26 protein-coding genes are annotated in these 24,556 nt (G+C 73.2%); 9 read left to right on the forward strand and 17 right to left on the reverse strand.

Annotated features, from left to right (window positions below):
- Positions 1-101: 101 nt before the first annotated feature.
- Complete coding sequence (gene moaA / locus DEI86_RS11950; protein WP_111013976.1) at positions 102-1,139, forward strand: GTP 3',8-cyclase MoaA; 1,038 nt, start codon at positions 102-104, stop codon at positions 1,137-1,139.
- Positions 1,136-1,381 (forward strand): MoaD/ThiS family protein, encoded by a 246-nt coding sequence (locus DEI86_RS11955; protein ID WP_111049643.1) that lies wholly within the window; start codon positions 1,136-1,138, stop codon positions 1,379-1,381. Before moaA ends, DEI86_RS11955 begins: the two co-directional genes overlap by 4 nt.
- On the opposite strand, the gene DEI86_RS11960 is transcribed toward DEI86_RS11955, so the two are convergent.
- The gene (locus DEI86_RS11960) at positions 1,356-1,781 is read right to left on the reverse strand and encodes a MerR family transcriptional regulator (RefSeq protein WP_111011193.1); all 426 of its coding nucleotides are present in this window, start codon (positions 1,779-1,781) and stop codon (positions 1,356-1,358) included. The two genes, DEI86_RS11955 and DEI86_RS11960, sit on opposite strands and share 26 nt — an antisense overlap.
- A 128-nt stretch (positions 1,782-1,909) precedes the next feature.
- On the opposite strand from DEI86_RS11960, the gene DEI86_RS11965 reads away from it, so the two are divergent.
- A complete protein-coding gene (locus tag DEI86_RS11965) occupies positions 1,910-2,632 on the forward strand; it encodes an SDR family oxidoreductase (protein ID WP_111049644.1) in 723 nt (240 codons plus the stop codon).
- 54 nt (positions 2,633-2,686) lie between these two features.
- Here the strand turns inward: DEI86_RS11965 and DEI86_RS11970 are convergent, their stop codons facing one another.
- Genes DEI86_RS11970 through DEI86_RS11995 form a run of 6 tightly spaced genes read right to left on the reverse strand, consistent with a single transcriptional unit; the run spans position 2,687 to position 7,798 of the window.
- Positions 2,687-3,766 (reverse strand): ABC transporter ATP-binding protein, encoded by a 1,080-nt coding sequence (locus tag DEI86_RS11970; protein WP_111049645.1) that lies wholly within the window; start codon positions 3,764-3,766, stop codon positions 2,687-2,689.
- Positions 3,763-4,578 (reverse strand): ABC transporter permease, encoded by an 816-nt coding sequence (locus DEI86_RS11975; RefSeq protein WP_258375143.1) that lies wholly within the window; start codon positions 4,576-4,578, stop codon positions 3,763-3,765. The genes DEI86_RS11970 and DEI86_RS11975 overlap by 4 nt, the downstream gene beginning before the upstream one ends.
- A complete protein-coding gene (modA, locus tag DEI86_RS11980; RefSeq protein ID WP_111011190.1) occupies positions 4,575-5,393 on the reverse strand; it encodes a molybdate ABC transporter substrate-binding protein in 819 nt (272 codons plus the stop codon). Before modA ends, DEI86_RS11975 begins: the two co-directional genes overlap by 4 nt.
- Positions 5,390-5,833: a molybdopterin-binding protein gene (locus tag DEI86_RS11985; protein WP_111011189.1), complete on the reverse strand. Its 444-nt coding sequence runs from the start codon at positions 5,831-5,833 to the stop codon at positions 5,390-5,392. The genes modA and DEI86_RS11985 overlap by 4 nt, the downstream gene beginning before the upstream one ends.
- Positions 5,834-5,870: 37 nt before the next feature.
- Positions 5,871-7,142, reverse strand: a complete 1,272-nt coding sequence (locus DEI86_RS11990) for a HAMP domain-containing sensor histidine kinase (protein WP_111049646.1) — start codon at positions 7,140-7,142, stop codon at positions 5,871-5,873.
- Entirely contained in the window at positions 7,139-7,798 is a 660-nt protein-coding gene (locus tag DEI86_RS11995) for a response regulator transcription factor (RefSeq protein WP_111011205.1), read from the reverse strand. The genes DEI86_RS11990 and DEI86_RS11995 overlap by 4 nt, the downstream gene beginning before the upstream one ends.
- A gap of 115 nt (positions 7,799-7,913) precedes the next feature.
- Here DEI86_RS11995 and DEI86_RS12000 point away from each other — a divergent pair, with 115 nt between their 5' ends.
- Complete coding sequence (locus DEI86_RS12000) at positions 7,914-8,663, forward strand: DUF4232 domain-containing protein (RefSeq protein ID WP_111049647.1); 750 nt, start codon at positions 7,914-7,916, stop codon at positions 8,661-8,663.
- Between the two features lie 15 nt (positions 8,664-8,678).
- On the opposite strand, the gene DEI86_RS12005 is transcribed toward DEI86_RS12000, so the two are convergent.
- Positions 8,679-9,776, reverse strand: coding sequence for a HesA/MoeB/ThiF family protein (locus DEI86_RS12005; protein ID WP_111049648.1), 1,098 nt, complete (start codon positions 9,774-9,776; stop codon positions 8,679-8,681).
- 104 nt (positions 9,777-9,880) lie between these two features.
- On the opposite strand from DEI86_RS12005, the gene DEI86_RS12010 reads away from it, so the two are divergent.
- The 4 genes from DEI86_RS12010 to DEI86_RS12025 all read left to right on the forward strand — a co-directional run bounded on the left by DEI86_RS12010 (position 9,881) and on the right by DEI86_RS12025 (position 14,309).
- Entirely contained in the window at positions 9,881-11,542 is a 1,662-nt protein-coding gene (locus DEI86_RS12010) for a glycosyltransferase family 39 protein (RefSeq protein WP_111049649.1), read from the forward strand.
- A gap of 208 nt (positions 11,543-11,750) precedes the next feature.
- The gene (locus DEI86_RS12015) at positions 11,751-12,398 is read left to right on the forward strand and encodes a hypothetical protein (RefSeq protein WP_111049650.1); all 648 of its coding nucleotides are present in this window, start codon (positions 11,751-11,753) and stop codon (positions 12,396-12,398) included.
- 70 nt (positions 12,399-12,468) lie between these two features.
- On the forward strand, positions 12,469-13,428 hold the full coding sequence (locus tag DEI86_RS12020) for a S26 family signal peptidase (protein WP_146244916.1): 960 nt from the start codon (positions 12,469-12,471) through the stop codon (positions 13,426-13,428).
- Positions 13,425-14,309, forward strand: a complete 885-nt coding sequence (locus DEI86_RS12025) for a LamG domain-containing protein (protein ID WP_111049652.1) — start codon at positions 13,425-13,427, stop codon at positions 14,307-14,309. The genes DEI86_RS12020 and DEI86_RS12025 overlap by 4 nt, the downstream gene beginning before the upstream one ends.
- A 95-nt stretch (positions 14,310-14,404) precedes the next feature.
- Here DEI86_RS12025 and DEI86_RS12030 read toward each other — a convergent pair whose 3' ends face one another.
- From DEI86_RS12030 to DEI86_RS12045, 4 genes are all read right to left on the reverse strand, one after another.
- Positions 14,405-15,340, reverse strand: coding sequence for a 4-(cytidine 5'-diphospho)-2-C-methyl-D-erythritol kinase (locus DEI86_RS12030; protein ID WP_111049653.1), 936 nt, complete (start codon positions 15,338-15,340; stop codon positions 14,405-14,407).
- A gap of 78 nt (positions 15,341-15,418) precedes the next feature.
- On the reverse strand, positions 15,419-16,453 hold the full coding sequence (locus DEI86_RS12035; protein ID WP_111037006.1) for an LLM class flavin-dependent oxidoreductase: 1,035 nt from the start codon (positions 16,451-16,453) through the stop codon (positions 15,419-15,421).
- Between the two features lie 180 nt (positions 16,454-16,633).
- Positions 16,634-17,713 carry a RimK family alpha-L-glutamate ligase gene (locus DEI86_RS12040; protein ID WP_111049654.1) on the reverse strand — a complete coding sequence of 360 codons (1,080 nt, stop codon included), beginning with the start codon at positions 17,711-17,713 and terminating at the stop codon, positions 16,634-16,636.
- A gap of 9 nt (positions 17,714-17,722) precedes the next feature.
- On the reverse strand, positions 17,723-18,670 hold the full coding sequence (locus DEI86_RS12045; RefSeq protein WP_111013992.1) for a helix-turn-helix transcriptional regulator: 948 nt from the start codon (positions 18,668-18,670) through the stop codon (positions 17,723-17,725).
- Between the two features lie 115 nt (positions 18,671-18,785).
- Between DEI86_RS12045 and DEI86_RS12050 the strand changes: the two genes are divergently transcribed.
- Positions 18,786-19,526, forward strand: coding sequence for an SDR family oxidoreductase (locus DEI86_RS12050; RefSeq protein WP_111049655.1), 741 nt, complete (start codon positions 18,786-18,788; stop codon positions 19,524-19,526).
- 174 nt (positions 19,527-19,700) lie between these two features.
- On the opposite strand, the gene DEI86_RS12055 is transcribed toward DEI86_RS12050, so the two are convergent.
- From DEI86_RS12055 to rsmI, 5 genes are all read right to left on the reverse strand, one after another.
- On the reverse strand, positions 19,701-20,147 hold the full coding sequence (locus DEI86_RS12055) for a hypothetical protein (RefSeq protein ID WP_111049656.1): 447 nt from the start codon (positions 20,145-20,147) through the stop codon (positions 19,701-19,703).
- 96 nt (positions 20,148-20,243) lie between these two features.
- The gene (rsmA, locus tag DEI86_RS12060; protein ID WP_181434940.1) at positions 20,244-21,125 is read right to left on the reverse strand and encodes a 16S rRNA (adenine(1518)-N(6)/adenine(1519)-N(6))-dimethyltransferase RsmA; all 882 of its coding nucleotides are present in this window, start codon (positions 21,123-21,125) and stop codon (positions 20,244-20,246) included.
- The gene (locus DEI86_RS12065) at positions 21,122-22,051 is read right to left on the reverse strand and encodes a TatD family hydrolase (RefSeq protein ID WP_111049657.1); all 930 of its coding nucleotides are present in this window, start codon (positions 22,049-22,051) and stop codon (positions 21,122-21,124) included. The genes rsmA and DEI86_RS12065 overlap by 4 nt, the downstream gene beginning before the upstream one ends.
- A complete protein-coding gene (gene metG / locus DEI86_RS12070; protein WP_111011175.1) occupies positions 22,048-23,625 on the reverse strand; it encodes a methionine--tRNA ligase in 1,578 nt (525 codons plus the stop codon). Before metG ends, DEI86_RS12065 begins: the two co-directional genes overlap by 4 nt.
- Before the next feature lie 99 nt (positions 23,626-23,724).
- The gene (rsmI, locus tag DEI86_RS12075) at positions 23,725-24,546 is read right to left on the reverse strand and encodes a 16S rRNA (cytidine(1402)-2'-O)-methyltransferase (protein ID WP_111026338.1); all 822 of its coding nucleotides are present in this window, start codon (positions 24,544-24,546) and stop codon (positions 23,725-23,727) included.
- Positions 24,547-24,556: the final 10 nt, after the last annotated feature.

Consider the following 24,556-nt stretch of genomic DNA (forward strand, 5'->3'; position numbering starts at 1 on the left):
GTCGCCCAGGAGGCCCGGCCCCGCGCACGCAGCGCAGGGCCGGGCCTCCTGGCCGTCGCGGCTGGGACAGCGCCGCCGGGACCGCGACGTAGGCTGACGTCATGGTCATGCTGGGGATGCCGCACACCGGTCTCGTCGACCGCTTCGGTCGGCGTGCGATCGACCTCCGGGTGTCGCTGACCGAGCGGTGCAACCTGCGGTGCACGTACTGCATGCCGGCCGCGGGCCTCCCGGTCTCGCCGAGCGACGCGATCATGACGGCGGCGGAGATCGCCCGGCTCGTCGGCCTCGGGGCCACACGACTCGGCGTGCGCAAGGTGCGGTTCACGGGCGGCGAGCCCCTGCTCCGGGCGGACCTCGTCGACGTGGTCGCTCGATGCGCGGCGCTGCCCGATCGTCCCGAGCTGTCGCTGACGACGAACGCGATCGGCTTGGCCTCGCGCGCCCAGGCCCTCGCCGACGCCGGCCTCGACCGCATCAACGTCTCGCTCGACACGATCGACTCCGAGACCTTCACGACGGTGACCCGGCGGCCGTTCCTCGCGCGGGTGCTCGAGGGCATCGCCGCCGCGGACGCCGCCGGGCTGCGGATGAAGGTGAACGCGGTGCTCCTCCGCGGGGTGAACGACACCCACGCCGCCGACCTGCTCGCCTGGTGTCTGGAGCGCGGGTACGAACTCCGGTTCATCGAGCAGATGCCCCTCGACGCTGGGCACACGTGGGACCGCACCGAGATGGTCACGGCCGCCGAGGTCCGGACGCTCATCGCCGACCACGTCGTCCTGACGCCGCACGCCGCACCGCGTGACGGTGCCCCGGCCGAGCGCTACGACGTCGCGGAGCGGACCGCGTCGGGCAGCACCGGACGCCACCTCGGCACGGTGGGGATCATCGCCAGCGTGACGGAGTCGTTCTGCGCCGACTGCACCCGGACGCGGTTGACGGCCGACGGCAAGGTCCGGAGCTGCCTGTTCTCGGACGAGGAGACCGACGTCCTCACCGCGATGCGTGCGGGCGCCGACGACGACGAGGTCGTCGCCATCTGGCAGCGGGCGATGTGGGCCAAGCCGCGGGACCACGGCGTCGACCGCGCGGACTTCGTGCAGCCGGCCCGCTCGATGAGCGCGATCGGCGGATGAGCGTGACGCGCATCCGGTTCTTCGCGGCGGCACGCGCGGCGGTCGGGCGCGACGCGTTCGACGTCGACGCCCGCACCCTCGGTGCCGCGCTCGACGCAGTCCCGGTCGAGGACGCCGAGCGCTGGGCCGCCCTGCGGGGTCGCTGCTCCTACCTCGTCGACGGCATCTCGACGAAGCACGCCGCGACGCCCCTGGTCGGCGTCGAGCTCGTCGACGTCATGCCGCCGTTCGCCGGGGGCTGACGCTCTCGGACTCCTCGGACTCCTCGGACCGCTCACGGAGCGCGGGGCAGTGCTCGGGCGTCGGGTGGTACGCGATGTCGATCATCCGATCGAGCGCGTCGCGCGCCGCGCCGAGGGACGCCATGGCCTCGGTGATCCGGTTGCGCTCCGACTCGAGCAGGGCGAACGCCTCGGGCGACGACGCCCCGCTGTCGACGCACGGCAGCAGCTGCAGCACCGTCCGGCTCGACAGCCCCGCGGCGAAGAACTGCTGGATCAGCTGCACCCGCTCGACGGCGGACTCCGCGTAGACGCGCTGGCCGCTCGCCGTGCGGATCGACGCGAGCAGCCCCTGCTCCTCGTAGTAGCGGAGCGCCCTCGGGCTGACCCCTGCTCGCCGTGCGACCTCGCCGATGCGCATCGGACGCCCCTTCCTCGGACACCGCTGGTGGGCGGGTGGCGGTCGCCACTTGCCCTTGACGTCGACGTCAACTCCTAGCGTAGCTCCGGCGGTGCCGATCGAGCCCGCCACCAGATGGAGGAACCAGCATGGACATCACCGGACAGACCGCCCTCGTGACCGGAGCGAACCGCGGCATCGGCCGCCAGTTCGTCCTCGAACTGCTCGACCGCGGCGTGAGCACGGTCTACGCGACCGCACGACGCATCGAGGCGCTCGAGGTCGACGACCCGCGGGTCGTCCCCCTGCACCTCGACCTCACCGACCACGCCTCGGTCATCGCCGCCGCGGCCGCCGCCCGGGACGTGACGCTGCTCGTCAACAACGCGGGCATCTCGACCGGCGCGAGCCTGGTGACCGGCGACCTCGCCGAGATCCACCGCGAGATGGACACGCACTTCTGGGGCACCCTCGACGTCGTCCGTGCGTTCGCCCCGGTCCTGGCCGCGAACGGGGGCGGTGCGATCGTGAACGTCCTGTCCGCGCTGTCCTGGTTCGCGTTCGGCCCTGCCTCCGGTGCCTACGGCGCCGCGAAGGCCGCCGAGTGGAACATGACGAACGGCATCCGCCTCGAACTCGCCGACCAGGGCACGCTGGTGCAGGGCGTCCACCTCGGCGCCGCCGACACCGACATCATGTCCGGGTACGACGGTCCCATGATCGATCCGCGGGACGTGCCGCGGGCCTCCCTCGACGCACTCGCCGCCGGCTCGATCGAGGTCGTCGTCGACGACTGGAGCGCGATGGTGAAGGCGTCGCTCGCGGGCGACCCGGCGGCCTTCTACGCCCAGCTCGCGTCGATGGCCGGCTGACGTCAGGCGCGTGGCGGTGCCCGTGGTCGCCGGACGGGGCGACCCGTCCGACCGTCACCTCCCCGGCGACGACGGGAACACCGTGACCTCGTCGGCCGGGAGGCCCACGCTCACCTCCGCCCCGACCCGCACCGCGGACGCAGCGACGGCCGCCACGGTCGCGTCCACGACGAACTCCCCCGCGACCACGCGGACGAGCCCGTCGCGCGGCTCGATCCGATCGACGCGCCGGACGATGCCGGACGGCGGACCGGTCCGGACGCCCCCGGGCCTCCCGAGCCGCGCGGCGGTGGGATGGTAGACGGCGAGCGCCGCCGCTCCGGGTCCGGCATCGACCGCGTCGGCGTGCAGGACCTCGCCTCCCGCGAGCCGGATCCCGCCGACCACGGCATGTCCGTGGACCGGGGTCAGGCCTGAGAACGCGGCGCCGAACGCGGAGGTCGGGCGTCGGAGCACCCGCTCGACGGGACCGCCCTCGACGACGCGACCCCGCTCGAGGACGACGACGCGGTCGGCGAGCGCCATCGCCTCGAGCGGGTCGTGCGTGACGAGCAGCACGGCCGTCCCGCCCGCCGCGCTCGCGTCTCCGCTCCGGACGGCGGCGGCGAGCGCCTGGCGGACCTCGCGTTGCGCCTCCACGTCGAGCGCGGACGTCGGCTCGTCGAGCAGGAGCAGGCGGGGTGTGGTGGCGAGCGCGCGGGCCACCGCGACCCGCTGGGCCTGGCCGCCGGAGAGGGACGACGGCCAGCGGGTGGCGAGGTGCTCGGCCCCGACCGTCGTCAGTGCGGCGAGCGCGCGTCCGTGTGCGGCGCGTCGGCCGAGGCGCGTGGCTCGGGGCCCGTACGCGACGTTCTCGAGCACGGAGCGGTGCGGGAACAGCACGGGGTCCTGCCCGACGAGCCCGACGCCGCGGCGGTGCACGGGGACCAGGGAGCGACGTCCGCGGACGACGGGCTGCCCGGCGATCAGGACCTCACCGGCGTCAGGGCGGACGAGTCCCGCGGCGACCCCGACGACCGTCGACTTGCCGGCGCCGTTCGGGCCGACGAGCGCGACGACCTCGCCGGGGGCGATCGTCAGGTCGACCACGACGTCCCGTGCCGTCACGCCGAACCGGAGGACCGTGGCGGTCACGCGATCGCCCGACGACCGAGCAGGGACGACGCTCCGATGACGACGATCGCCACGGCGACGAGCACGAGCGCCAGGGCGACCGCCGTGTCGGGGTCGATCTCGCGCTGCAGGTAGATCTCGAGCGGCAACGTGCGCGTCACACCCTGCAGGCTGCCCGCGAACGTGAGCGTGGCGCCGAACTCCCCGAGTGCCCGCGCGAAGCACAGGACGAGGCCGGACAGGATGCCCGGCACCGCCCGTGGCGCGGTGATCGTGACGAGCACCCGCGCGGGTCCGGCACCGAGCGTCGCGGCGACCGCCTCGGCCCGGCCGTCACCGGCCCGGAGCGCACCCTCGATCGCGGTGACGAGGAACGGCATCGCGACGAACGTCTGCGCGATGACGACCGCGACCGTGGTGAACGCGATCCGGACGCCGTGTGCGGCGAGGAACCCGCCGACGGGGCCGATCCGGCCGTACGCCGCGAGGAGCGCGAGCCCACCGACGACGGGTGGGAGCACGAGCGGCAGCAGCACGACCGCGCGGAGGACCCCGACCCATCGCGCGTCGGACCGGGCGAACAGCACGGCGAGCGGGAACCCGAACAGGAACGCGGCGCCGGTCGCGGCGAGCGCGGTGCCGAGGCTCAGCCCGAGCGCGGTCAGCGACGCGGGCGTCGTGACGAGGTGGCCGAACGTCGACCAGTCGACCGATCCCGTCATCGCGACGACGGGGACGATCACGAACAGGCCGCCCACCACGGCGGGGACCGGGAGCCACCAGGGGACGGCGGCGCGCGGGGTCCCGGCACGCCGCGGCAGCCCGTCGGTCACGGCTTGCCGAACCCCGCGTCCCGCAGCACCCGCTCGCCCGCGGTCGAGCGGACGTAGCTGACGAACGACGCGGCGAGGGCCTTGTGCGCGGTGCCCTGGACGACGCCGATCGGGTAGGTGTTCACGGCCTTCGCGCTCGCGCTGAACGGGACGCCGTGCACCTTCGACCCCGCCGCCCGGACGTCGGTCGTGTAGACGACGCCGGCGTCGGCCTGCCCGGCCTCCACCTTGCCGAGCACGTCGGTCACGGACTGCTCCTCGCTGACGGGGTGCAGGGTGACGCCGGTCGCGGACTCGACCTTCGCCGTCGCTGCGCCGCACGGCACGGGCGTCGCACAGACGACGACCTGGAGGGACGAGCTCGCCAGGTCGGAGAACGAGGACACCTGCTTCGGGTTGCCCGGGGCGGTCGCGATCTCGAGCACGTTCGTCGCGAAGTCGTGGCTCGCCCCGGCGATCATGCCGCCGCTCTTCAAGGTCCCCATGGTCGTCTCGTCGGCGGATGCGAACACGTCAGCGGGCGCGCCCGCCTGGATCTGGCTGACGAGGTCGCTCGACCCACCGAACGAGAACGTGACGTGGGCGCCGGGGTGGGCGGCCTCGTACCGCTTGCCGAGCGTCGTGAAGGTCTGCTGCAGCGACGCGGCCGCGTACACGGTGAGCGTGCCGGTGGGGCCGGCGCTGGACGAGGCGCTGGCGGCGGGGGTGGCCGATCCGGATCCTCCGCCGGAGGAACAGGCGGCGAGGGCGAGCGTGCCGACGAGGGCGAGCGCGGCGGCCGCCACGGGACGGAGGCGGGACGACGGACGGGTCATGCGGGTTCCTCCCGGGCGGGCCCGTCCGCGTCGGACACCGGCGCGATCGGGGCTTCGACGACGACCATGGTCGCCTTGACGGACGCGACGGCGACGGACCCGACCTCGAGGCCGAGGTCGCGCACCGCCTCGGCGCTCATGAGCGAGACGACGCGGTGCGGGCCGCACTGGAGCTCGACCTGCGCCATCACGCGGTCGGCGACGACGTCGGTGACGATCCCGACGAACCGGTTGCGGGCGGAGCTCTGCACCCCCGACGCGGGGTCGGCGAGGGCCGTGCTGCGCTCCTTGGCGTACCGGGCGAGTTCGCGGCCGTCGACGACAGCACGGCCCGCGTCGTCCGTGGCGCGGGTGAACGTCCCGCCGTCGACGAGTCGTCGGACGGTGTCGTCACTCACGCCGAGGTACGTGGCAGCGTCGCGGATCCGCAGTTGCGTCATGATGCTGCGATCCTAGGCGCAGGTACCGCCCCGATGCTCAGCGCGTGTCGCCGGTAGGGAACTCGAGGCTGACCACGAGCCCGCCTCCGGGCCGCCCCTCGAACCGCAGCGTCGCGTGGTGCAGGTCGGCGACCCACCGGACGATGGAGAGCCCGGTACCGGTGCCGACGCCAGGTCCGCTGGCGACACCGGAGTCGGCGCCGTCGGCACGACCGGCGAGGCGTTCCGGAACGCCGCTGCCCGAGTCGGCGACCGCGAAGCACCGGTCGCGCACCGTCACGCGGACCGGGCCGTCCGTGTGCCGGACGGCGTTCTCGACGAGGTTCCGGACCGCGTGTTCCACGAGGTCCGCGTTCCCCCGCACCACCGTCGGCACGGCGTCCACGGACACGAGGTCACCACGGCCGAGTTCGTCGATCGTGACCTCGACGAGCTGGTCGAGTCGGAGCGGCCGCTGGTCGATCTCGCCACCGGACTCCGACCGCGCTCGAGCGAGCAGGCTCGTCACCACGCCGGTCATCCGCTCCAGCCGACCCTGGAGGTCCCGGAGCGCCTGGTCCGCGGTGTCAGGATGCCGGACGCCGGACTCCGCGATGAGGCCGAGCGTCGCGAGCGGCGTCCGCAGTTCGTGCGCGGCCTCGCGGAGGAACTGCTCCTGCCGTTCCACCTGCTGCACGGCGGGACGCATCGCGCGACCCGAGAGCACGTGCCCGGTGACGGTCGCCAGGAGGACCAGCACGGCGACCGCGAGGACCAGCCCGAGCACGAGCGACCGACGGCTGAACGGCGCCGCGGCCGGCGCGCCCACCATCGTCATGGCGACGTCCGACGGGTCGAGCGGCCGCGCCACCCATCGCATCGCGACGCCGTTGCGCCCGGACACCGTCCGGAAGACCGACGCGTGAGCGTGCCGCATGCCCGCGTACATCGCGCTGATCACCGCCGAGGACGGCAGGGACGACTGCCGCGGCGAGGCGTACTCGATGCCCCGCGCGTCCACGAACCCCGCCGGCATCGTCCCGATCGCGGCGAAGCCGGCGCCCGACGCGGGCGTCGTCCCCGTCGCGAAGCTGAAGTACCGGCCGTCGTGCGTGACACCCTCGGACACCAGGCGGGCCTGGGTGCGGAGGCCGTCGTCGACCCGATGGCGCGCGGCGGCGTCCGTCGCGGCGAAGAACACCGCGAGCGCCACCATGCAGGCCGCGGTCGTCAGCGCGAAGAACAGGGTCATGCTCCAGCGGATCCGCTCGAGCCGCCGCCGGGCCGCCGGGCTCGGTCCGGACCCGATCGCGACCTCGCGCGTCCTCATGATCGGATCCGGTAGCCGACGCCGCGGACGGTCTCGATCAGGTCCGGCTCGCCGAGCCGCCGCCGGAGTTGCGCGATCACGACGTCCACGACGTTCGACAGGGGATCGCTGCGCTCGTCCCAGCACCCCTCGAACAGCGCGCTCCGGGACAGCACGGCGCCGTCGGCGGTGAGGAGCATCTCGAGGACCCCGAACTCCTTGGGCGTCAGACTCAGGAGGACGCCGTCGTGCGTGACCTCGTGCCGGGGCACGTCCATGACGACCGGACCGGCACGGAGGACGGGGACGCGGAGCGCCGCCCCGCGCCGGGTCAGGGCCCGCAGACGGACCTCGAGCTCGGCGAAGGCGAAGGGCTTGACGAGGTAGTCGTCCGCGCCCTCGTGGAACCCGTCGACGCGGTCCTCCACGGTGTCGCGGGCCGTCAGCACGAGCACGGGGACGGTGTCGCCCGCGCGCCGCAACGCGCGGAGGAACGTGAGCGAGTCACCGTCGGGGACCGTGCGGTCGAGCACGAGGCCGTCGTACGCCGTCACCGCGACGGCTTCGTCGGCGGCGGCGAGGTCGGTCACGTGGTCGGTCGCGAACCCGGCCCGCCGGAGTCCGTCGAGGATCCGGGCGGCCAGGTCGAGATCGTCCTCCAGCAGCAGCAACCGCACGTCCACGTCCCTCCGACTCCGAGCGACACCTTCGCAGGACCGAGATGAGGAAGTCGTGAGACCGGCCGGGGACCGTCTCATCTCGGCCTCACGGTCGGCGCGGCACAGTGGAGGCATGAACCGCTCCGATCCACGGCACCGCCTCCTGGTCGTCTCGACGACGGCCGCGCTCGTCGGGCTCACCCTGACGGGCTGCGCCGCCCCGCACTCCGACGCCGCGCCGCACCCCGCCGTCACCCGCACCGCCCCGGCGACGCAGTCGACGGCGACACGGACGCCGAGCCGTCCGCCGGCCACCCCGAGCGCTGCGCCGTCCGCCGCGGGCGCCCCGTCCGCGCCCGCCGCGAACGCGGCATCGACCCCCGCACCGGGGGCGGGGGCCGCCGCGGGACCGGGAACGCGCTCCGGGATGTGCACAACAGCACAGTTGTCCGCACGACTCGGCGAACAGGGCGGGAACCCCCCGGGGAGCGGCGGCGGGATGTCCAAGGAGCAGCTCGCCATCATCCTGACGAACACGAGCCCCACGACCTGCACGCTGCAGGGCTGGCCCGGCGTGTCCTACGTGGGTGACGGCAACGGCACGCAGATCGGTCCCGCCGCGACCCTGGACCGGGACGTGCAACACCCCACGGTCACGCTCCAACACGGCCGCGCCGCTCAGGCCTACATCATCATCGAGGTCGCTGCAGCCTTCGATCCGGCGACGTGCAAGCCCGTGCACATCGACGGTATCCGCGTCTACCCGCCGGGCAGCAGGACGGCGCTCTTCATCCGCGGCGGCAGTGGCGCCGGCGACGGCACGGCGTGCTCGGCGGGCGAGCTCAGGCAGACCATCGTCGAGGCGGTCATCCCCTACCCCTGAGCAGCACGCCCGCCACTACCCTCTGCCGGGACGCTCGGCGGTCGGCCGCGCCTCGGCCAACCATGCGGTCATGCCGCCGTCGAGCACGGTCACGGTCCGACCGTCGCCGTTCGCCGTGGCCCACGCGTCCGCGCGCGGGCCACGGGCGCAGTACACGACGACCTCGGCGCCGGCGGGCACGGCGTCCGGCCGCACCGCGCCGGGGACGACGCCCGTGGCGTCGAGCTCGGCGTCCGTGCGGACGTCCACGAGCACGAAGGCGTCGCGACCCTGCGTCCGCAGGGCGAGCCGGGCCTCCAGGGCGGCGGGCGCGATCCGACGGACCGGCTCCGACGGCAGGGTCGGGAGGGCCGGCGGACGTCGCGACGCCGGGCCACGACGCAGCGGACTCTCCACGGTGCGCCACGTGCGCGCGTCGACCGTCACGACGCGGCCGAGCAGGGGGTCGCCGACGCCGGTGACGAGCGTGAACACCTGGCCCGCCATGACCGACCCGACCACGCCGCAGAGCGCGGGGACGACCCCGTCGAGCGCACACGAACCGTCGTCGTCGAACGGGTCGGGGTGCAGGTCGTGGAAGTCGACTGCGGCACCGTCGGGAGCGGCGTCCCAGAACACGGACACCTGGCCGTCCGAACCGAGGGCACTGCCCCACACGAGCGGGACGCCGGCCGCGGCGCAGGCGTCGGACGCCGCCCGTGTCACGAGGACGCTGTCGGCCGCGTCCACCACGACGTCGTGTCCCGGGACGATCTCGGGGGCGAACCCGGCGACGACGGCGACCGCCTCGGCCTCGGGGTCGACGGCGCTCGCCCGCTCCGCCGCGACACGTGCCTTCGGTCGGCCGACGTCGGCGGCCGTGAACAGCGTCTGCCGCGCGAGGTTCGACGGGTCGACGACGTCCGGGTCCACGATCGTCAGGCGCGCGAGGCCGGCCCCCGCGAGCAGGGCGACGACGGGCGACCCCAGCCCTCCGGCACCGATGACGAGCACGCGTGCGGCGGCGAGGCGACGGATGCCCTCGTTCCCGACCCCGGGCAGCGGCGAGGTCCGCGAGCCGAGACGCCGACGGGCGGCGGAGGCGGTCGGAGCCGGTTCGACGATCGGACGCATCCCGTCATTATGTGTGTCGCACCGAAGACACGAGTGTGAACTCTCAGCGGCGACCGCGCGAACACCCGGGCGCGCTGCCAGTGGGGCTGGGTAGCGTCCGGGCGGTGCGTTCTCCGCAGACCGGTGCCATCAGCATCCAGCGGCCGACCCGGGTCCCGTCCCTCCGGCGGTCCGTCCGGGGGCTGTCCGGCACGCTGTCGATCGCCTCGGCCCGCTCGCCGGAGCTCACGATCGCGGCGCTCGGCGTGCTGCTCGCCGCGGCCTTCGCCTGGGTGCCGTCCCTCTGGTACGACGAGGGCGCCACCGTCACGAGCGCGACCCGGACCTGGGGGCAGCTCTGGAGCGAACTGCACCACGTCGACGCCGTGCACGGGCTCTACTACGCCTGCATGCACGTCTGGTTCCGCCTCGTCGGCTCCACCCCGTTCACGCTGCGGTTCCCGAGCGCGCTCGCCGTCGGGCTCGCCGCCGGGCTCGTCGTCGCGCTCGGCCGTCGGATCGCCGGTCGCCGGGTCGGCGTCGTCGCGGGCGTCGTGTTCCTGCTCCTCCCCCGCGTCGCCTGGGCGGGCGTCGAGGGCCGCCCCTACGCGACCATCACCGCGCTGTCGGTGGGCCTGACACTCGTCGGCCTCACCGCGGTGCGACGCACGCGGCACGGCACCGGGCGGCGGTGGTGGGTCGCGTACGGGGTCCTCGCCGCGGTCGCGGTGGTGTTCAACGTCTACCTGTCGCTCGTCGTCGTCGCCCACGCCGTGGCGCTCGCGTGGACGCGCCTCGCCGACCTCCGAGCCGCCCGCGCCGCACCCATGACGCATCGCGGTTCCGCCCCGGTGCCGATCGTGCCGCGGCACGTCCTCGGCGCGTGGGCGATCGCCGCGGGCTGCGCAGCCGTCACCGTCGTGCCGTTCGTGGCCGTCGCCACGGGCCAGTCGGAGCAGGTGAGCTGGATCGCCGGGATCGGGCCGGGCACCGTGCGCCAGGTGTCGACGACGGCGTGGTTCCCCGGGTCGGTCCCGTTCGCGACCGCCGCCTGGGTCGCGATGGCGGCCGGCGTCGTCCTCGGCCTGCGTGGCGCGCGACGTCGCGCCACCGTCCGGACCGCCCGGGAGGCCCTGCGCGCCCAGGCGGTCCGGGTCACCCTGCCCGTCGTCGTCGTCCCGACGGCACTCCTCGTCGGCGCGACGGCCCTCGGGGAGCACCTGTACTCGCCGAAGTACGCCACGCTGAGCCTGCCGTTCGTCGCGGTGCTCATCGCCCTCGGCCTGACGTCGATCCGCCCGCGGGTCCCCGCCCTCGTCGCGGTCGGTCTGCTCGTCGCGCTGGCCGTGCCCGCCGCGGTGGCCGTGAAGACCCCGTACGCCAAGCAGGACTCGCACTGGGCGCAGGCCGCCGCGATCGTGAGCCGGCAGCGCTCGTTCGCTCCCGATGCGGACGAGGGTGTCGTCTACGGCAGCGTGTGGCACCACCCGACGACGACGACGCAGATCATCCGCGACGCCTACCCGCGGGCCTTCGCCGGGATGACCGACCTGGCCGCGGTCACGAGCGGCCCCGCCACCGGTCGGCTCTGGGACACGAACGGGGACGTCGCCACGACGGTGCCCCGCCGTCTCGGCGACATCGACACGGTGTGGTTCCTCGGGGCGCCGTCCCGCGACGTCCGCCCGGCGCTCACCGCGACACTCGAACGTCGTGGGTTCCACGTCGCCGGCACGTGGCGCACCGGCACCGTCATCGTGTCCGAGTACAAGCGCACCGGGCACTGATCCGGTGGCAAACCGCCTGGTCGGTATCGTTCGGGGTACAACCGCGTCCCCCGCATTGGGGGCCTCAGAGTTCTCGAGAACCGCTCAGACTGATGGGGCCGCACGGTGTCGTCGTCCGGGCGTCGTTCCGCAGCCCGATCCTGCGTCCGACGATCCATCCTGACGGGGTACACCGCGCGCGACCCGATCCGACCCGAGGAGCCCGCCGTTGTCCCACGTCCTGCCCACCAGCCCGAAACGCGTCCGGTTCACGTGGTTCGCGATCGGCACCGGGGTGCTCGCCGCCGTGCTGCTCGCGTTCTCGATGTCCGGGACCCTGTCGGGGTTCGTCGCGTCGATCACGAACAGCGGTGACACGGCCGTCACCGGCACCCTCGTGATGCAGGAGTCCACGACCGGCGCGAACGCGGCGACGTGCACCTCGACCGACGGCGGCTCCGTCTCGACGAACACCGCGACCTGCACGTCGATCGACCAGTTCGGCGGGGCCGCCATGGTGCCCGGCGACACCGTCACCACGGCGATGACGATCACGAACACCGGATCGGCCGCCGCCCGGACGTTCACCCTCACCCCGGGCTCCTGCGGGCAGCTCGCGAACGGCTCCGTCAACGGCACGGCGAACGACCTGTGCTCGCAGATGACGGTGGTCGTCAAGAACACGACCGCGAACACCACGGTGTTCTCGGGCACCCTCGCCGCCCTCGGCAGCACGACCACGCCGTTCTCGCTCCCCGCCGTCCCGGGCGGTTCGTCCACGGCCTTCAGCTTCGCCGTCTCGCTGCCGAGCACCCTCGGGAACAGCTACCAGGGCCTCCAGGCCACGGTCCCGCTGACCTGGTCGTACGCCAGCTAGTCCCCACCCCGTCCGACGCGGCGGGTCACGCTGCCGGACCCGCCCCTCCCGATCCGTGGAGGCGACCGCCATGACCGCGACGCACGTCCGCGCCGTCCGGCCGGCCGACGGCGTCCGGGCGGTGCGCGGCAGCAGGGCCGTCCACGGCCTCCGGGCCGTCACTCGCCGTCGTCGTCGGACCGGACGGCGAGCGCTCACCGGCGTCCTGCTCGCGATCATCGCTGTCGTGGTCGTCGCCGCGACGGCGTTCCACGCCACCGGCGGTCGGTGGTTCGTCGTCGAGACGCCGTCCATGGGCACGGCCGCGCCCGTCGGCACGCTCGTCCTCACCGTCCCCGCCGCCGCGACCGACCTGCGCGTCGGCGACGTCGTCACGTTCCACCCGCCGACCGCCGCCGCCGAGACGTACACGCACCGGATCGCCGCGATCGACGACGGACGGATCACGACCCGCGGTGACGCGAACGGCGCCGTCGACCCCTGGCGTCTCCGCGCCGCCGACGTGGTCGGGGTGGTCCGGACGATCCTGCCCGGAGTCGGATGGCTCGTCCGTGCACTGCCCCTGCTGATCGTCGGTCTCGTGGCGCTCTGGCTCGTGACGAGCCGCGTCCGTCGGCCGACGTACCGATCGGCTGCCCGCGTCCTCGGGGTGTCCGTCCTGCTCTCCGGCGTCGCGTTCGCCCTCCGCCCCTTCGTCGGGACCACGGTGCTCCAGACCGCGACCGTGTCGGGCGGCACGGAGGCGACCGTCGTGTCCACCGGGATGCTGCCCGTCCGGGTCGCCGCCCCCACCGGCGCGCACGTCGACCTCGTCGCCGGGCAGGTCGGGCACCTCACCCTGCCGACGCACGTCCTCGCCACTCGGCACGCGGTCTACCACCTGACGACCGCGCTGCACCTGCCGCCCTGGGGATGGGCGGTCGCGGTGGGCCTGTGTGCGGTGCCGCTGCTCTGGACACTCGCGGTGGGCCTCCCGGGCGACGAAGCGGGCCCGCGCCGCCACCGCCGGACCCGAGGACTCCACGCATGACCCCCCGGCACCGCGAGCGACCCCGACGGCGGTGGCCCCTCGTCGCGGCGGCGCTCGCCGCCGCGGCCGCCGTCGGTGTCGCGGCGCCCGGGACGACCTCGGGGTGGACCGCGGCGATCACGGACCCCGCGGACACCGCGAGGACGGCGCCGTACTTCCACTGTCCGGACGCGCTCACCGTCGACGCCGGCTCGGCGCTGTTCCAGTACCCGCTGACCGAGGACGCCGGCTCGACCACCGCCCGGGACGTGTCCGGACACGGGAACGACGGTACGTACCAGGGCAGCATGACCACGAGCACCGAGACACCCATCGCCTGCCCGAGGGACGGTGGCAGCGCGTACGTGCTCGACGGGTCCACGAGCTACGTGTCGATGCCGACGAAGACGGCGCCACCGGCCACCTACAGCGAGGAGGTGTGGTTCCGCACGGACACGGCAGCCGGCCGGTTGATCGGGTTCGGCACCGCCCGGACCGGCACGTCCGGGCTGGAGGACCGGGCCGTCTACGTGAACACCGACGGCGGGGTCACCTTCGCCACCTACAGCAGCAGGAACCAGATCGTGACCAGTGCAGCGGGGGTCGACTACGCGGACGGGGCCTGGCACCAGGTGGTCGCGACGCAGAGTCCGAGCACCGGCATGGCGCTCTACCTCGACGGGACGCTCGTCGCCAGCAACAGTGCGTACACCGGAGCCGAGGACGACGGAGGCGGGTACTGGCGGATCGGGTACGACAGCCTGTCCGGGAGCTGGGTGAGTTCCGGCTCCGCCTGGTACGTGAACGGTGCCATGCGGTACGCGGCGGTGTACACCACGGTGCTCACCGCGCAGCAGGTCGCGACCCACTACGCCGCGGGCAAGTTGGTGACCGGGAACTGAGGCGCGGCGGGCTCGCGCTCGCGCTCGTGCTCGTGCGCGGGCTCGGGCTCGGGCTCGGGCTCGGGCTCGGGCTCGGGCTCGGGCTCGGGCTCGGGCTACCGCGGTACGACGCGCGCGCCGTGCACCGGACCCGTGGCCCGCACCACGGTCAGCCCGGCGGCACTCAACTCGACCTGCAGGTCGAGCGCGGCGTCGGAGTCCGCGGCCAGGAACGCGACGGTCGGGCCGCTCCCGGACACGATGCCCGCGAGAGCGCCGGCGCGCTCACCGAGTTCGAGCGTGCGCGCGAGCGTGGGTTGCAGCCGCATCGCCGGAGCCTGCAGGTCGTTGTGGAGGCAGTCGGCCAGCAGCTCGGCGTCGCCCGCCCGGAGCGCCTGCAGCACGTTCGCCTCGACGACGGGGGCGTCCCGGACGGGCGTGATGTCCGCGCGGTAGCGGTCGCGATGCTCGTCGAGGGCGGTGTACACCGCGGGCGTCGAGAGTCCCTCGTCCGAGAGCACGAGCACCCAGTGGAACTGCCCCGACGCCAGGGCCGGGCTGAGCTCGTCGCCCCGCCCCGTGCCGATCGCGGTGCCGCCGGAGAACGCGAACGGCACGTCCGCGCCGAGCCCGGCCGCGAGCCGCAGGAGTTCGTCGCGACCGAGCGACGTGCCCCACAGGGTGTCGACCGCCAGGAGCGTCGCCGCCGCGTCCGCGGAACCGCCGCCCATGCCCCCGGCGACGGGCACCTGCTTCTCGATCGTCAGGTGCACCCCGCCGCGGTAGCCCGCGCGCTCCGCCACGAGCCGGGCGGCCCGCAGTGCCAGGTTCGACTCGTCCACCGGGACCGCCGACGTGTCGATGGGACCGGTGAACCGCACGGTGAAGTCGTCGGCCGCCTCGGCGACGACGTCCTCGTACAACGACACGGCCTGGTACGCCGTCGCGACGTCGTGGTACCCGTCCGGCAGCAGCGTGCCGACAGCCAGGTAGACGTTGATCTTGCCCGGCGCGCGCGTCCGCACCCGGGTCGGTGCGGCGAGCGACGTCATGGACCCAACCTATATCGGTCGCGATGGCCACCGCGCGACCCCGAGGGGCACCGCGGTGGCACGGCGCGGCCGTGCCCCTCAGCCCGCGGTGGTGCCGGCCACGAGCGGGATGACCTGCTCGCCGAACCGCTCCATCTCCTCGAGCTGTGGCGAGAACTGCAGCAGGAGCGTGTCGACGCCGGCGTCCTGGAACGCCCGGATCCGCTCCGCGACCTGCTCGGGCGTCCCGACGAACCCCGGCCGCAGGCCGCGGTTCGACACGGAGTAGTCCTCCAGGCTCGGCACACGCTCGAGCTGCGACTTCGAGATGAAGTCCTGGTACGACTCGTACGCGGCCCCGTGCTGCACGTCGGTGATGCGGGCGAGCTCGGCCTGCGCCTCCGCCTCGGTGTCACGGACGATCGCGTAGGCGGCCATGCCGAACGCCTCGAACGGCGGCAGTCCGGCGTCGACGCGACGCTGCTTCATCTCGTCGATCTTCGTGCGCAGCTCGTCGACCGTGCCGCCGTGCGTGACGTACGCGTCGGCGTAGCGTGTGATGCTCGCCTTCCCGGCCTCGGACTCACCGCCGGCGTAGATGCGCGGCTGCACGCGGGGCTTCGGCTCGAGGTGCGCGTTCTCGATGTCGTAGTACTCCCCGTGGAACGAGTACGGCGTCTCGGTCCACAGGCCCTTCATGATCTCGACGAACTCCGCGGTGCGGCGGTACCGGTCGTCGTGCTCCGAGAAGATCCCGCCGTACTGCTTGGCCTCCTCGGCCCACCAGGCGCTCACGACGTTGAACGTGAACCGACCGTTCGAGATGTCGTCGATCGTCGCGGCCTGCTTCGCCGTGACGGCGGGCAGGTGGTAGCCGGGGCGCATGGCCGCCATGATCTCGAGGCGGTCGGTCGTCGCCGCGATCGCCGCCGCGAGCGCCCACGCCTCGAGGCTCGGCGCGGCCGTGCCCTTGATGTCGTTGAGGTTGAGCTCGGGGACGAGCGTCAGGTCGAAGCCGATCTGCTCAGCCCGCTGGGCGAGGCGCTTGACGTAGTCGAACGTGACGGGCATCTGCTCGTCCTCGACGTTGCGGAGCCAGCCGCCGAACAGCGGGGTCCAGTATCCGAATCGCACGTGGTTCTTCCGGTTCGTTGGGGTGGGACGGTCGGGAGGCGCGGTGCCGGTCGGGCCGGCGCCGTGCCTCCCGGGGTGGTCGCGGTGGTCGCGGTGGTCGCGGGTCGGAGCGGCCGAACCGGTGCCTTCCGTTCGAACACCGCGATGCGGCGGTGCGAACGGAAGGAGCCGGTGCGATGCTCAGACGGCGAGCAGGGCCTGCTCGCTCGCGAGGAGCGCGCCGAGGTAGCGCGCGATGCTGCGGGGCCCCGACACGGGGCTCGTCTCCTCGACCGCGGGGTTGTAGTTCGTGTTCGTGTTGATGTCGTAGACGACGGTCCGACCGTCGACGGTCTCCATGAACTCGATGCCGGCGACGCCGATGCGCTGGTCGGCCAGGAACGCCTCGAGCCGCTGGACGATCTCGGACCCGGCCGTGATCTCGGAGCGGATCGAGAACGCGCTCGGCTGGCCGGCCGTCGGCACGTCGCACGCCGCTCCCGCGAACGTCTGCTCGGTGCCGGTCTGCGCCGTGTCCGTCTGCGCCGTGCCCGTCTGGGCGGGGCCGCTCTGCGGCTGCGCCGCCTGGCCGGGCAGCGGGACCTCGCACGCATCGGCCGGGCAGAGCTCGAACGACCCGGCGCTCGTGTCGACGCGGACGGCGTAGACGAACCGACCGCCGACGAACTCGACGCGGGTGATGAACGGCGCACGCGCGACCAGGTACTCCTGGATGAGGGTGATGCCGTCGACCGGCTCCTCGAACTCCGGACTCTCGACGTACGACGCGAACTCCGCCACCGTGTCGAACCGCCGGACGCCCAGGCCCTTGCCGCCCTGGTTGTGCTTCGTGATGAACGGCGCACCGGGAGTCGACGCCTCGGCGACGAAGCGCTCGGCGGCGGCGACGAGGTCGCGGTGACCGAACACCGCCGTCGTGCGCGGCACGTCGAACCCGGCGTTCCGGAGCAGGCCGTGCTGCGCGACCTTGCTGACCTCGAGCTCGAGCACGTGGCTGCCGTTGACGACCGAGCGGCCAGCACGCTCGAGCCAGCCGAGGACGGCGCGCGTGTACTCCTTGCTGTGCTCGTGCCCGCGGGTGTGGCTCGACGCGGACATGCGCGACCAGTAGACGCCCGGCGCAGGATCAGCGGCGAGGTCGATGGAGCCGTCCGTCAGCAGGAGCTCCTCGACCGGGACACCCTCGGCCTCGAACGCAGCGGCGAGCGGTGGGAACCACTCGGGGTTCTCGTGGATGACGTACACACGGGGAGTGCTCACCGCAACAGCCTAGGCACGGTCCCCTGCGCGCGCCACGCCGGTCGTCACAGAAGGCAACCGCGGAGGGGCTGACTGCCCCGTTGCCGTCCGGGCAGGGGTCTCGGTTCCCTCGGACGGGGTCGGGCCGAACCGCTGCTCGCCGAGCACGCCGAGCAGCGCCAGCCGGTCTGCCGCCTCGGTACCGGGCTCCGAGGTGAACACCAGGAGCGCCTGCGCCCGGTTCTCGGTGAGCAGCACCTGACAGTCGACCTCGAGTCGCCCGAGTTCCGGGTGCAGGAAGGTCTTGTGGTCCGTGAACCGCTCGGCGACCTCGTGTCGCTCCCACACCGCCACGAACTCCGGGCTCCGGGCGGTCAGCCCCGCGACGAGTTCTCGCGCACGGCGGTCACCCGGGCCGGCCGCACCCACCGCGGCCCGGAGCGAGGCGACCTGGATGCGTGCCTGCCGCTCGTGCTCCTCCGGGGCGTAGCGCTCGCGCTCCCGACCGAGGAACCACCGCCACACCTGGTACCGCTCGGGCCCCGGCAGCCCCACCGTCGCCCCGAGCAGCGCGACGGCCCGGCGGTTCTCGGCGAGCGTCTCCCCGAGGTCGCTCACGACGATCGCCGGATCCGCGTCGAGGCGGTCGAGCACCCGGAGCAACGGCGGCGCCACGTGATCGGCACGCCGCACGCGCACCGGGGCGTTGTGCCCGGCGAGGTGGAACAGGTGGTCCCGCTCCGCCACCGTCAGCCGCAAGGCCCGGGCGAGCGCCTGGAGCATCTGCTCGGACGGCTGCGGACCGCGCTGCTGCTCGAGCCGGGTGTAGTAGTCCGTCGACATCCCGGCGAGCGCGGCAACGTCGTCACGCCGGAGGCCGGGCGTCCGGCGGCGCGGACCGGCACCGAGGCCGACGTCCTCGGGCTGGATGCGCTCCCGCCGGCGCCGGAGGAAGTCCGCGAGCCCGTCCCTGTCCACGCCGTCCCGTTCCACCCCGTGATCCTCGCACCCGCACGCGCCCGCGACCAGGGATCGCCGATCCCCCGATCGACGCGCTCTGCCCCGCCGGCCCGGACTCCGCGATCGTCAGGGCATGGACATCACCACCAGCACCGTCTTCATCCCCGGCGCGACCTCGGGCATCGGCCTCGGGCTCGCACGACGCCTCGCCGACGCGGGCAGCACCGTGGTCGTCGGCGGTCGTCGCCGGGCCCTCCTCGAGGAGATCGCGGCGGACGATCCGCGCCTGGACACCGTCGTGCTCGACGTCGACGACCCCGCCTCCATCATCGCGGCCGTGCGGACCGTCGTCGAGCGGCACCCCTCGCTCGACGCCGTCGTCACGATGTCGGGGATCATGCGCCCCGAGGACCTCCGTGATCCTGCGCACATCGCCGCTGCCGAGGCGACGATCACCACCAACCTGCTCGGCACGATCCGCCTGGTCGACGCCGTCCTGCCGCACCTGCTCACGCGGCCGGCCGCGACGCTCATGACCGTGTCGTCCGGGCTCGCGTTCACCCCGCTCGCCGCGACACCGACCTACAGCGCGACCAAGGCGGCCGTGCACTCGTACACGCTGTCGCTCCGGGCACAGCTCGCCGACTCCGGCGTCGAGGTGCTCGAGCTCGTGCCGCCGGCCGTCGCCACGGACCTGCTCGGCGGCGCCGACTTCGGCGGCATGCCCCTCGACGCGTTCCTCGACGAGGTCGTCGCCCTCCTCGCGGCCGGGGCCGGGGCGGAGGTCCTGGTCGAGAACGTCCTGCCCTTGCGCTGGGCGGAGCGGAACGGGAACCAGGCGGACCTCATCCGGGCCCTGGTCGCGGGCCACTGACCCCTGCCGGCGCCTCTGCCCAGCGGAACCGCCTCGTTTCGACGATCCCGCTGTCGTTCCCCGACGGGTTCGTCGCCACATGCACGCACATCAGATGCGGGTGCATGCGGCGACGATCCCGATGTCGTTCGACACGCGCTCCGTCGTCACATGCGCGCATCGACAGCGGTCGGGTCAGCGGCGCTTCTTCGCCGCCTTCGCCTTCTTGGCCGGCGTGACCTTGGTGTTCGGCGGGTACACCGCACCGCTCGACGAGCTCCAGTCGGTGAGGTTGTAGACGACCACCAGCGCGATGCCGCTGAGGAACCAGAAGCGACGCGCTCGACGGTCCTTGAGCACGCCGGTGATCAGCGGCAGCAGGACGTAGAGCAGCCCACTGTTCTTCTCGATCGCACCGTGCACCGCGAACGGGACGGCGGGGATCGCGGCGGACGGCTGATCGGTCACCGCGTTGAGGCCGCCCTGCACCAGCCCGAACAACCGGAACAGGCGACGAGCGCCCGGACGGAGGCCCAGCGCGCCCGGCAGGAACAGGTTCGCGGCCGCGAACCCGTAGTCGATGCGGCCGTGGAGTTCAGGGCTGATGGGCTTGGCGGACACCTGCTGCTTCGTCTTCGGCATGGTTCCAGAGAACTCCTCGGCGGCTGGTGGTGCACCACATCGCCGTCGAGATCGGACCCGGTTCGTGGGTGGTGCCACGGAGGGATCGGCTGAGCCCTACGCGGCGGCGAGCACCGTGCGACCGAGGCGCGTGAAGTCGTCGACCGTGAGCTGCTCGCCGCGCAGCGTCGGCTCGATGTCCGCAGCGGTGAGGGCGTCGGATGCTCCGGCACTCCCACCGAGGAGTGCGGACAAGCTCTGTCGGAGCATCTTCCGCCGCTGCTGGAACGCTGCGTCGACGAGGGCGAAGACCTGGGCCCGGAGCGTCTCGTCGCCCGGTTCCTCATGGCGCTCGAAGCCGACGAGCACACTGTCGACGTTCGGTACCGGCCAGAACACCTGCCGACTGACCTGCCCGGCGATGCGCCACGAGCCGTACCACGCCGCCTTGACGCTCGGCGACCCGTAGACCTTCGACCCCGGGTCCGCGGCGAGCCGGTACCCGACCTCGGCCTGCACCATGACGAGCGCCCGACCGATGGTCGGGAACGTCGGCAGCAGGTGCAGGAGCACGGGAACGGAGACGTTGTACGGGAGGTTCGCCACGAGGTGCGTGGGCCGCGCGCCGTCCGGCAGGTCCCCGGCCCGGAGCGTCAGGGCGTCCTGGTGCACCACGCGGAGCCGGGCCTCGGGTTGGAGCATCCGGACCGTGTCGGGCAGCTGCGTCGCCAGGCGCCGATCGATCTCGACCGCGAGGACGTCGGCTCCGGTCTCGGTGAGGCCGAGCGTCAGCGACCCGAGCCCGGGACCGACCTCGAGGACGATCGCGTCGGCGTGCACACCACCGGCGGCCACGATCCGGCGGACGGTGTTGGCGTCGTGGACGAAGTTCTGGCCCAGCTTCTTGGTCGGTGTGACGTCGAGGCGGCCCGCGAGGTCGCGGATCTCGGCGGGGCCGAGCAACGCACCGGGACGGGACGGGCCGGGAGCCTCGCTCACTCGTTCACCGTGACGGGCTCGTGGTCCCACCGCCCGTACACGATCTCGGTGTTCGACGAGATCTGCGCCGCGAGCATCGAGGGGTCGGTCCCGATGGTCTCGGCCATCGAGCGGAGCGTCAGCGGCACGAGGTACGGCGCGTTCGGGCGACCGCGGTAGGGCACCGGGGTCAGGAACGGCGCGTCGGTCTCGATCAGGATCCGGTCGCGCGGGGCGACGCGGAGCGCCTCGCGCAGGGCCTCGGCGTTCTTGAACGTCACGGTGCCCGCGAAGGACATGTACCAACCCCGCTCGGCACAGAGCCGCGCGAGGTCCGGGCCACCGGAGAAGCAGTGGAAGACGGTGCGCTCGGGCGAACCGACGCGGTCGAGCGTGGCGACGACGTCGTCGTGAGCGTCACGGTCGTGGATCTGGAGGGCCAGCCCGTGCCGCTTGGCGATCGCGATGTGTTCCTCGAACGAGCGCACCTGGGCGTCGCGCCCCTCGGGACCCGTGCGGAAGAAGTCGAGCCCGGTCTCGCCGACGGCACGGACGCGGGGCAGGGCAGCGAGCGCGTCGATGCCCGCGAGGTGTTCGTCGAGGAGGCCCCGCTGCTCGAGTTCGGGCGCTTCGTTCGGGTGGAGCGCCACCGCCGCGAGGACCCGCGGTTCTCGGGCGGCGATCTCGGCGGACCAGCGGGAGGTCTCGAGGTCCGTGCCGACCTGCACGACCCCCCGGATCCCGACGCTCGAGGCGCGGTCGAGGTGCTCGCGGTACTCGATCGGCCCGTCCCCGCCGTCACCGACCCCGTCCGCGATCTCCATGTGCGTGTGGTTGTCGTACACGGGCACGACGAGCGCCGGGGGCAGCGGCGGATAACTGAGGTCACGCTTCTGCCCGGCACCGTCGCTCCCCCGCGCGCGGACGTGGGCGTCGGACGAGCTCACGCTGCGCCCTGCTCCGAGGTCTCGATGCGCGGGAACAGCCCGGCCTCGAGCGGGACGACGCGTTCGGCGCCCGCCCACTCCCACGCGCGGTCGATGCGCTGATCGCTGATCGAACCGCCCGCTCCGATCGCAGCCCAGAGTCGATCGGCCGCCTTCGGAACCACGGGCGCGAGGAGGACTCCGACCGTCCCGAGGCCGCGCAGTGCCGTCGTGAGGACCGTGCCCAGACGCTCACGCTGGTCGGGCTGCTTCGCCAACGCCCAGGGCTCCTGCTCGGTGATGTAGCCGTTCAGCGCGTCGACGAGCTCCCAGACGGTGGCGATCGCCTCGTGCGGGGCGAACCCGGCGATCGCGGCGTCGGCTCGCTCGGTCACCGAGACCGCGAGCTCGTCGATCGCACGGTCGGCGTCCGTGAGCGCTGCCCGCTCGGGCACGACGCCGTCGTGGTACCGGCCCAGCATCGCGACGATGCGCGACGCCAGGTTCCCGAAGCCGTTCGCGAGCTCGGCCTGGTAGCGCGCCGCGATGTCCTCCCAGCTGAAGTTGCCGTCCTGCCCGAAGGTGATCGCGCGCAGGAAGTAGTACCGGAAGGCGTCCGACCCGAACGTGTCCGTGATCTCGGACGGGGCGATGCCGGTCAACTTGCTCTTCGACATCTTCTCGCCGCCGACGAGCAGCCACCCGTGGCCGAACACGCGCTTCGGGACCTCGAGCCCGGCGGCCATGAGCATCGCGGGCCAGATCACGGCGTGGAACCGGGCGATGTCCTTGCCCACCAGGTGCACGCTCGGCCACAGGCGACGGAAGGCCTCGTCGTCGTCGCTGCCGTAGCCGAGCGCGGTGATGTAGTTGAGCAGGGCGTCGAACCAGACGTAGAGCACGTGGTCCGAGTCCCATGGGATCGTGATGCCCCAGTCGAAGCTCGACCGCGAGATCGAGAGGTCACGAAGGCCCTGCTTGACGAACTGCACGATCTCGTTGCGGACGCTCTCGGGCTGGATGAACTCGGGGTTCGACGCGTAGAGGTCGAGCAGCGGCTGCTCGAAGTCCGACATGCGGAAGAAGTAGTTCCGCTCCGCGAGCACCTCGACCGGGATCGAGTGGATCGCGCAGACCTGCTGGCCCTCGTAGGCTCCGGTGCCGGGGACGAGGTCGCTCGGCTGCTTGTACTCCTCGCACCCCACGCAGTAGAAGCCCTCGAACTCGCCGGCGTAGATGTAGCCGTCGTCGTACAACTTCTGCAGGAACGTGGTGACCCCGCGCACGTGCCGGTCGTCCGTGGTGCGGATGAAGTCGTCGTTCCGGATGTCGACGGTGTCGAGCAGGGGCTTCCAGGCCTCGGCCACGAGACGGTCCGCCCACGCCTGCGGGGTGACGTCGTGCGAGGACGCCGTCCGCAGGATCTTCTGTCCGTGCTCGTCCGTGCCGGTCAGCAGCCAGGTGTCGTCGCCACGCTGCCGGTGCCACCGCGCCAGCACGTCCGCCGCGACCTCGGTGTACGCGTGCCCGATGTGCGGCACGTCGTTGACGTAGAAGATGGGCGTCGTGATGGAGAACGCGGTGCCGTCGGACATGCGGACCATCCTATGGGCGCGTCCCATCAGGTGACGGTGGCCCGGGACCCCTGTGGAGACCGGCGTGACCGGGCGCGGACGTGGAGGACGGGCCTCCCGTCAGCGGGCCGCGAGCGCGCCCTCGTAGAGGTCGCGGCGCGACAGTCCGGTGGCCTGCGCGACCGCCACCGATGCCTCTTTCATGCGGACGCCGGCGGCGACGCGCTCGAGGACCAACCGCACCCCCGCCTCCAGGTCGACCGGACCCTCCGCGGACGGAGCGCCGGCCACGACGACGCAGATCTCGCCACGGACACCGTCCGCCGCCCAGGCGGCGAGCTCGCCGAGCGGCCCGCGCCGGACCTCCTCGTGCAGCTTGGTGAGTTCGCGGCAGACGGCAGCGGGGCGGTCGGCACCGAACGCGTCGGCCATGTCGGCGAGGGTGTCCGCGACGCGGTGGGGTGACTCGAAGAAGACGAGCGTGCGCGGTTCCCCGGCGAGCGCGGCGAACACGCGACGCCGTTCACCCTGCTTGCGGGTCGGGAAGCCCTCGAAGGCGAACCGATCGGTGGGCAGCCCGGACACGGCGAGCGCGGTGAGCACGGCGCTCGGCCCGGGGATCGCGGTGACGGTCACGCCGGCGGCCGCCGCCGCGGCGACGAGGGGGAACCCGGGATCGCTGATCGCCGGCATGCCGGCGTCGGTCAGGACGACCACGTCGTCGTCGCGGGCGAGGTCCACGACCTCCGCGGCACGGTCCCGCTCGTTGTGCTCGTGCAGGGCGATGAGGCGCGGCCGGTTCTCGACACCGAGGGCGCGCATCAGGTGGACGGCGGTCCTCGTGTCCTCGGCTGCCACGACCGAGGCGTTGGCGAGGGCCTCGATCAAGCGCCGGGAGGCGTCGCCGAGGTTGCCGATGGGAGTCGCCGCGAGCACGATCACCGGTCCATCA

The sequence above is a fragment of the Curtobacterium sp. MCBD17_028 genome (genome assembly GCF_003234875.1).
Classification (GTDB): Bacteria; Actinomycetota; Actinomycetes; order Actinomycetales; family Microbacteriaceae; genus Curtobacterium.

Excerpts from the sequence above, each read along its gene's own strand:
- moaA (WP_111013976.1), top strand. The coding sequence starts at position 102 with ATGGTCATGCTGGGGATGCCGCACACCGGTCTCGTCGACCGCTTCGGT.
- DEI86_RS11955 (WP_111049643.1), top strand. The coding sequence starts at position 1,136 with ATGAGCGTGACGCGCATCCGGTTCTTCGCGGCGGCACGCGCGGCGGTC.
- DEI86_RS11960 (WP_111011193.1), bottom strand. The coding sequence starts at position 1,781 with ATGCGCATCGGCGAGGTCGCACGGCGAGCAGGGGTCAGCCCGAGGGCG.
- DEI86_RS11965 (WP_111049644.1), top strand. The coding sequence starts at position 1,910 with ATGGACATCACCGGACAGACCGCCCTCGTGACCGGAGCGAACCGCGGC.
- modA (WP_111011190.1), bottom strand. The coding sequence starts at position 5,393 with ATGACCCGTCCGTCGTCCCGCCTCCGTCCCGTGGCGGCCGCCGCGCTC.
- DEI86_RS11985 (WP_111011189.1), bottom strand. The coding sequence starts at position 5,833 with ATGACGCAACTGCGGATCCGCGACGCTGCCACGTACCTCGGCGTGAGT.
- DEI86_RS11990 (WP_111049646.1), bottom strand. The coding sequence starts at position 7,142 with ATGAGGACGCGCGAGGTCGCGATCGGGTCCGGACCGAGCCCGGCGGCC.
- DEI86_RS12000 (WP_111049647.1), top strand. The coding sequence starts at position 7,914 with ATGAACCGCTCCGATCCACGGCACCGCCTCCTGGTCGTCTCGACGACG.
- DEI86_RS12005 (WP_111049648.1), bottom strand. The coding sequence starts at position 9,776 with ATGCGTCCGATCGTCGAACCGGCTCCGACCGCCTCCGCCGCCCGTCGG.
- DEI86_RS12020 (WP_146244916.1), top strand. The coding sequence starts at position 12,469 with ATGACCGCGACGCACGTCCGCGCCGTCCGGCCGGCCGACGGCGTCCGG.
- DEI86_RS12025 (WP_111049652.1), top strand. The coding sequence starts at position 13,425 with ATGACCCCCCGGCACCGCGAGCGACCCCGACGGCGGTGGCCCCTCGTC.
- DEI86_RS12030 (WP_111049653.1), bottom strand. The coding sequence starts at position 15,340 with ATGACGTCGCTCGCCGCACCGACCCGGGTGCGGACGCGCGCGCCGGGC.
- DEI86_RS12050 (WP_111049655.1), top strand. The coding sequence starts at position 18,786 with ATGGACATCACCACCAGCACCGTCTTCATCCCCGGCGCGACCTCGGGC.
- DEI86_RS12055 (WP_111049656.1), bottom strand. The coding sequence starts at position 20,147 with ATGCCGAAGACGAAGCAGCAGGTGTCCGCCAAGCCCATCAGCCCTGAA.
- metG (WP_111011175.1), bottom strand. The coding sequence starts at position 23,625 with ATGTCCGACGGCACCGCGTTCTCCATCACGACGCCCATCTTCTACGTC.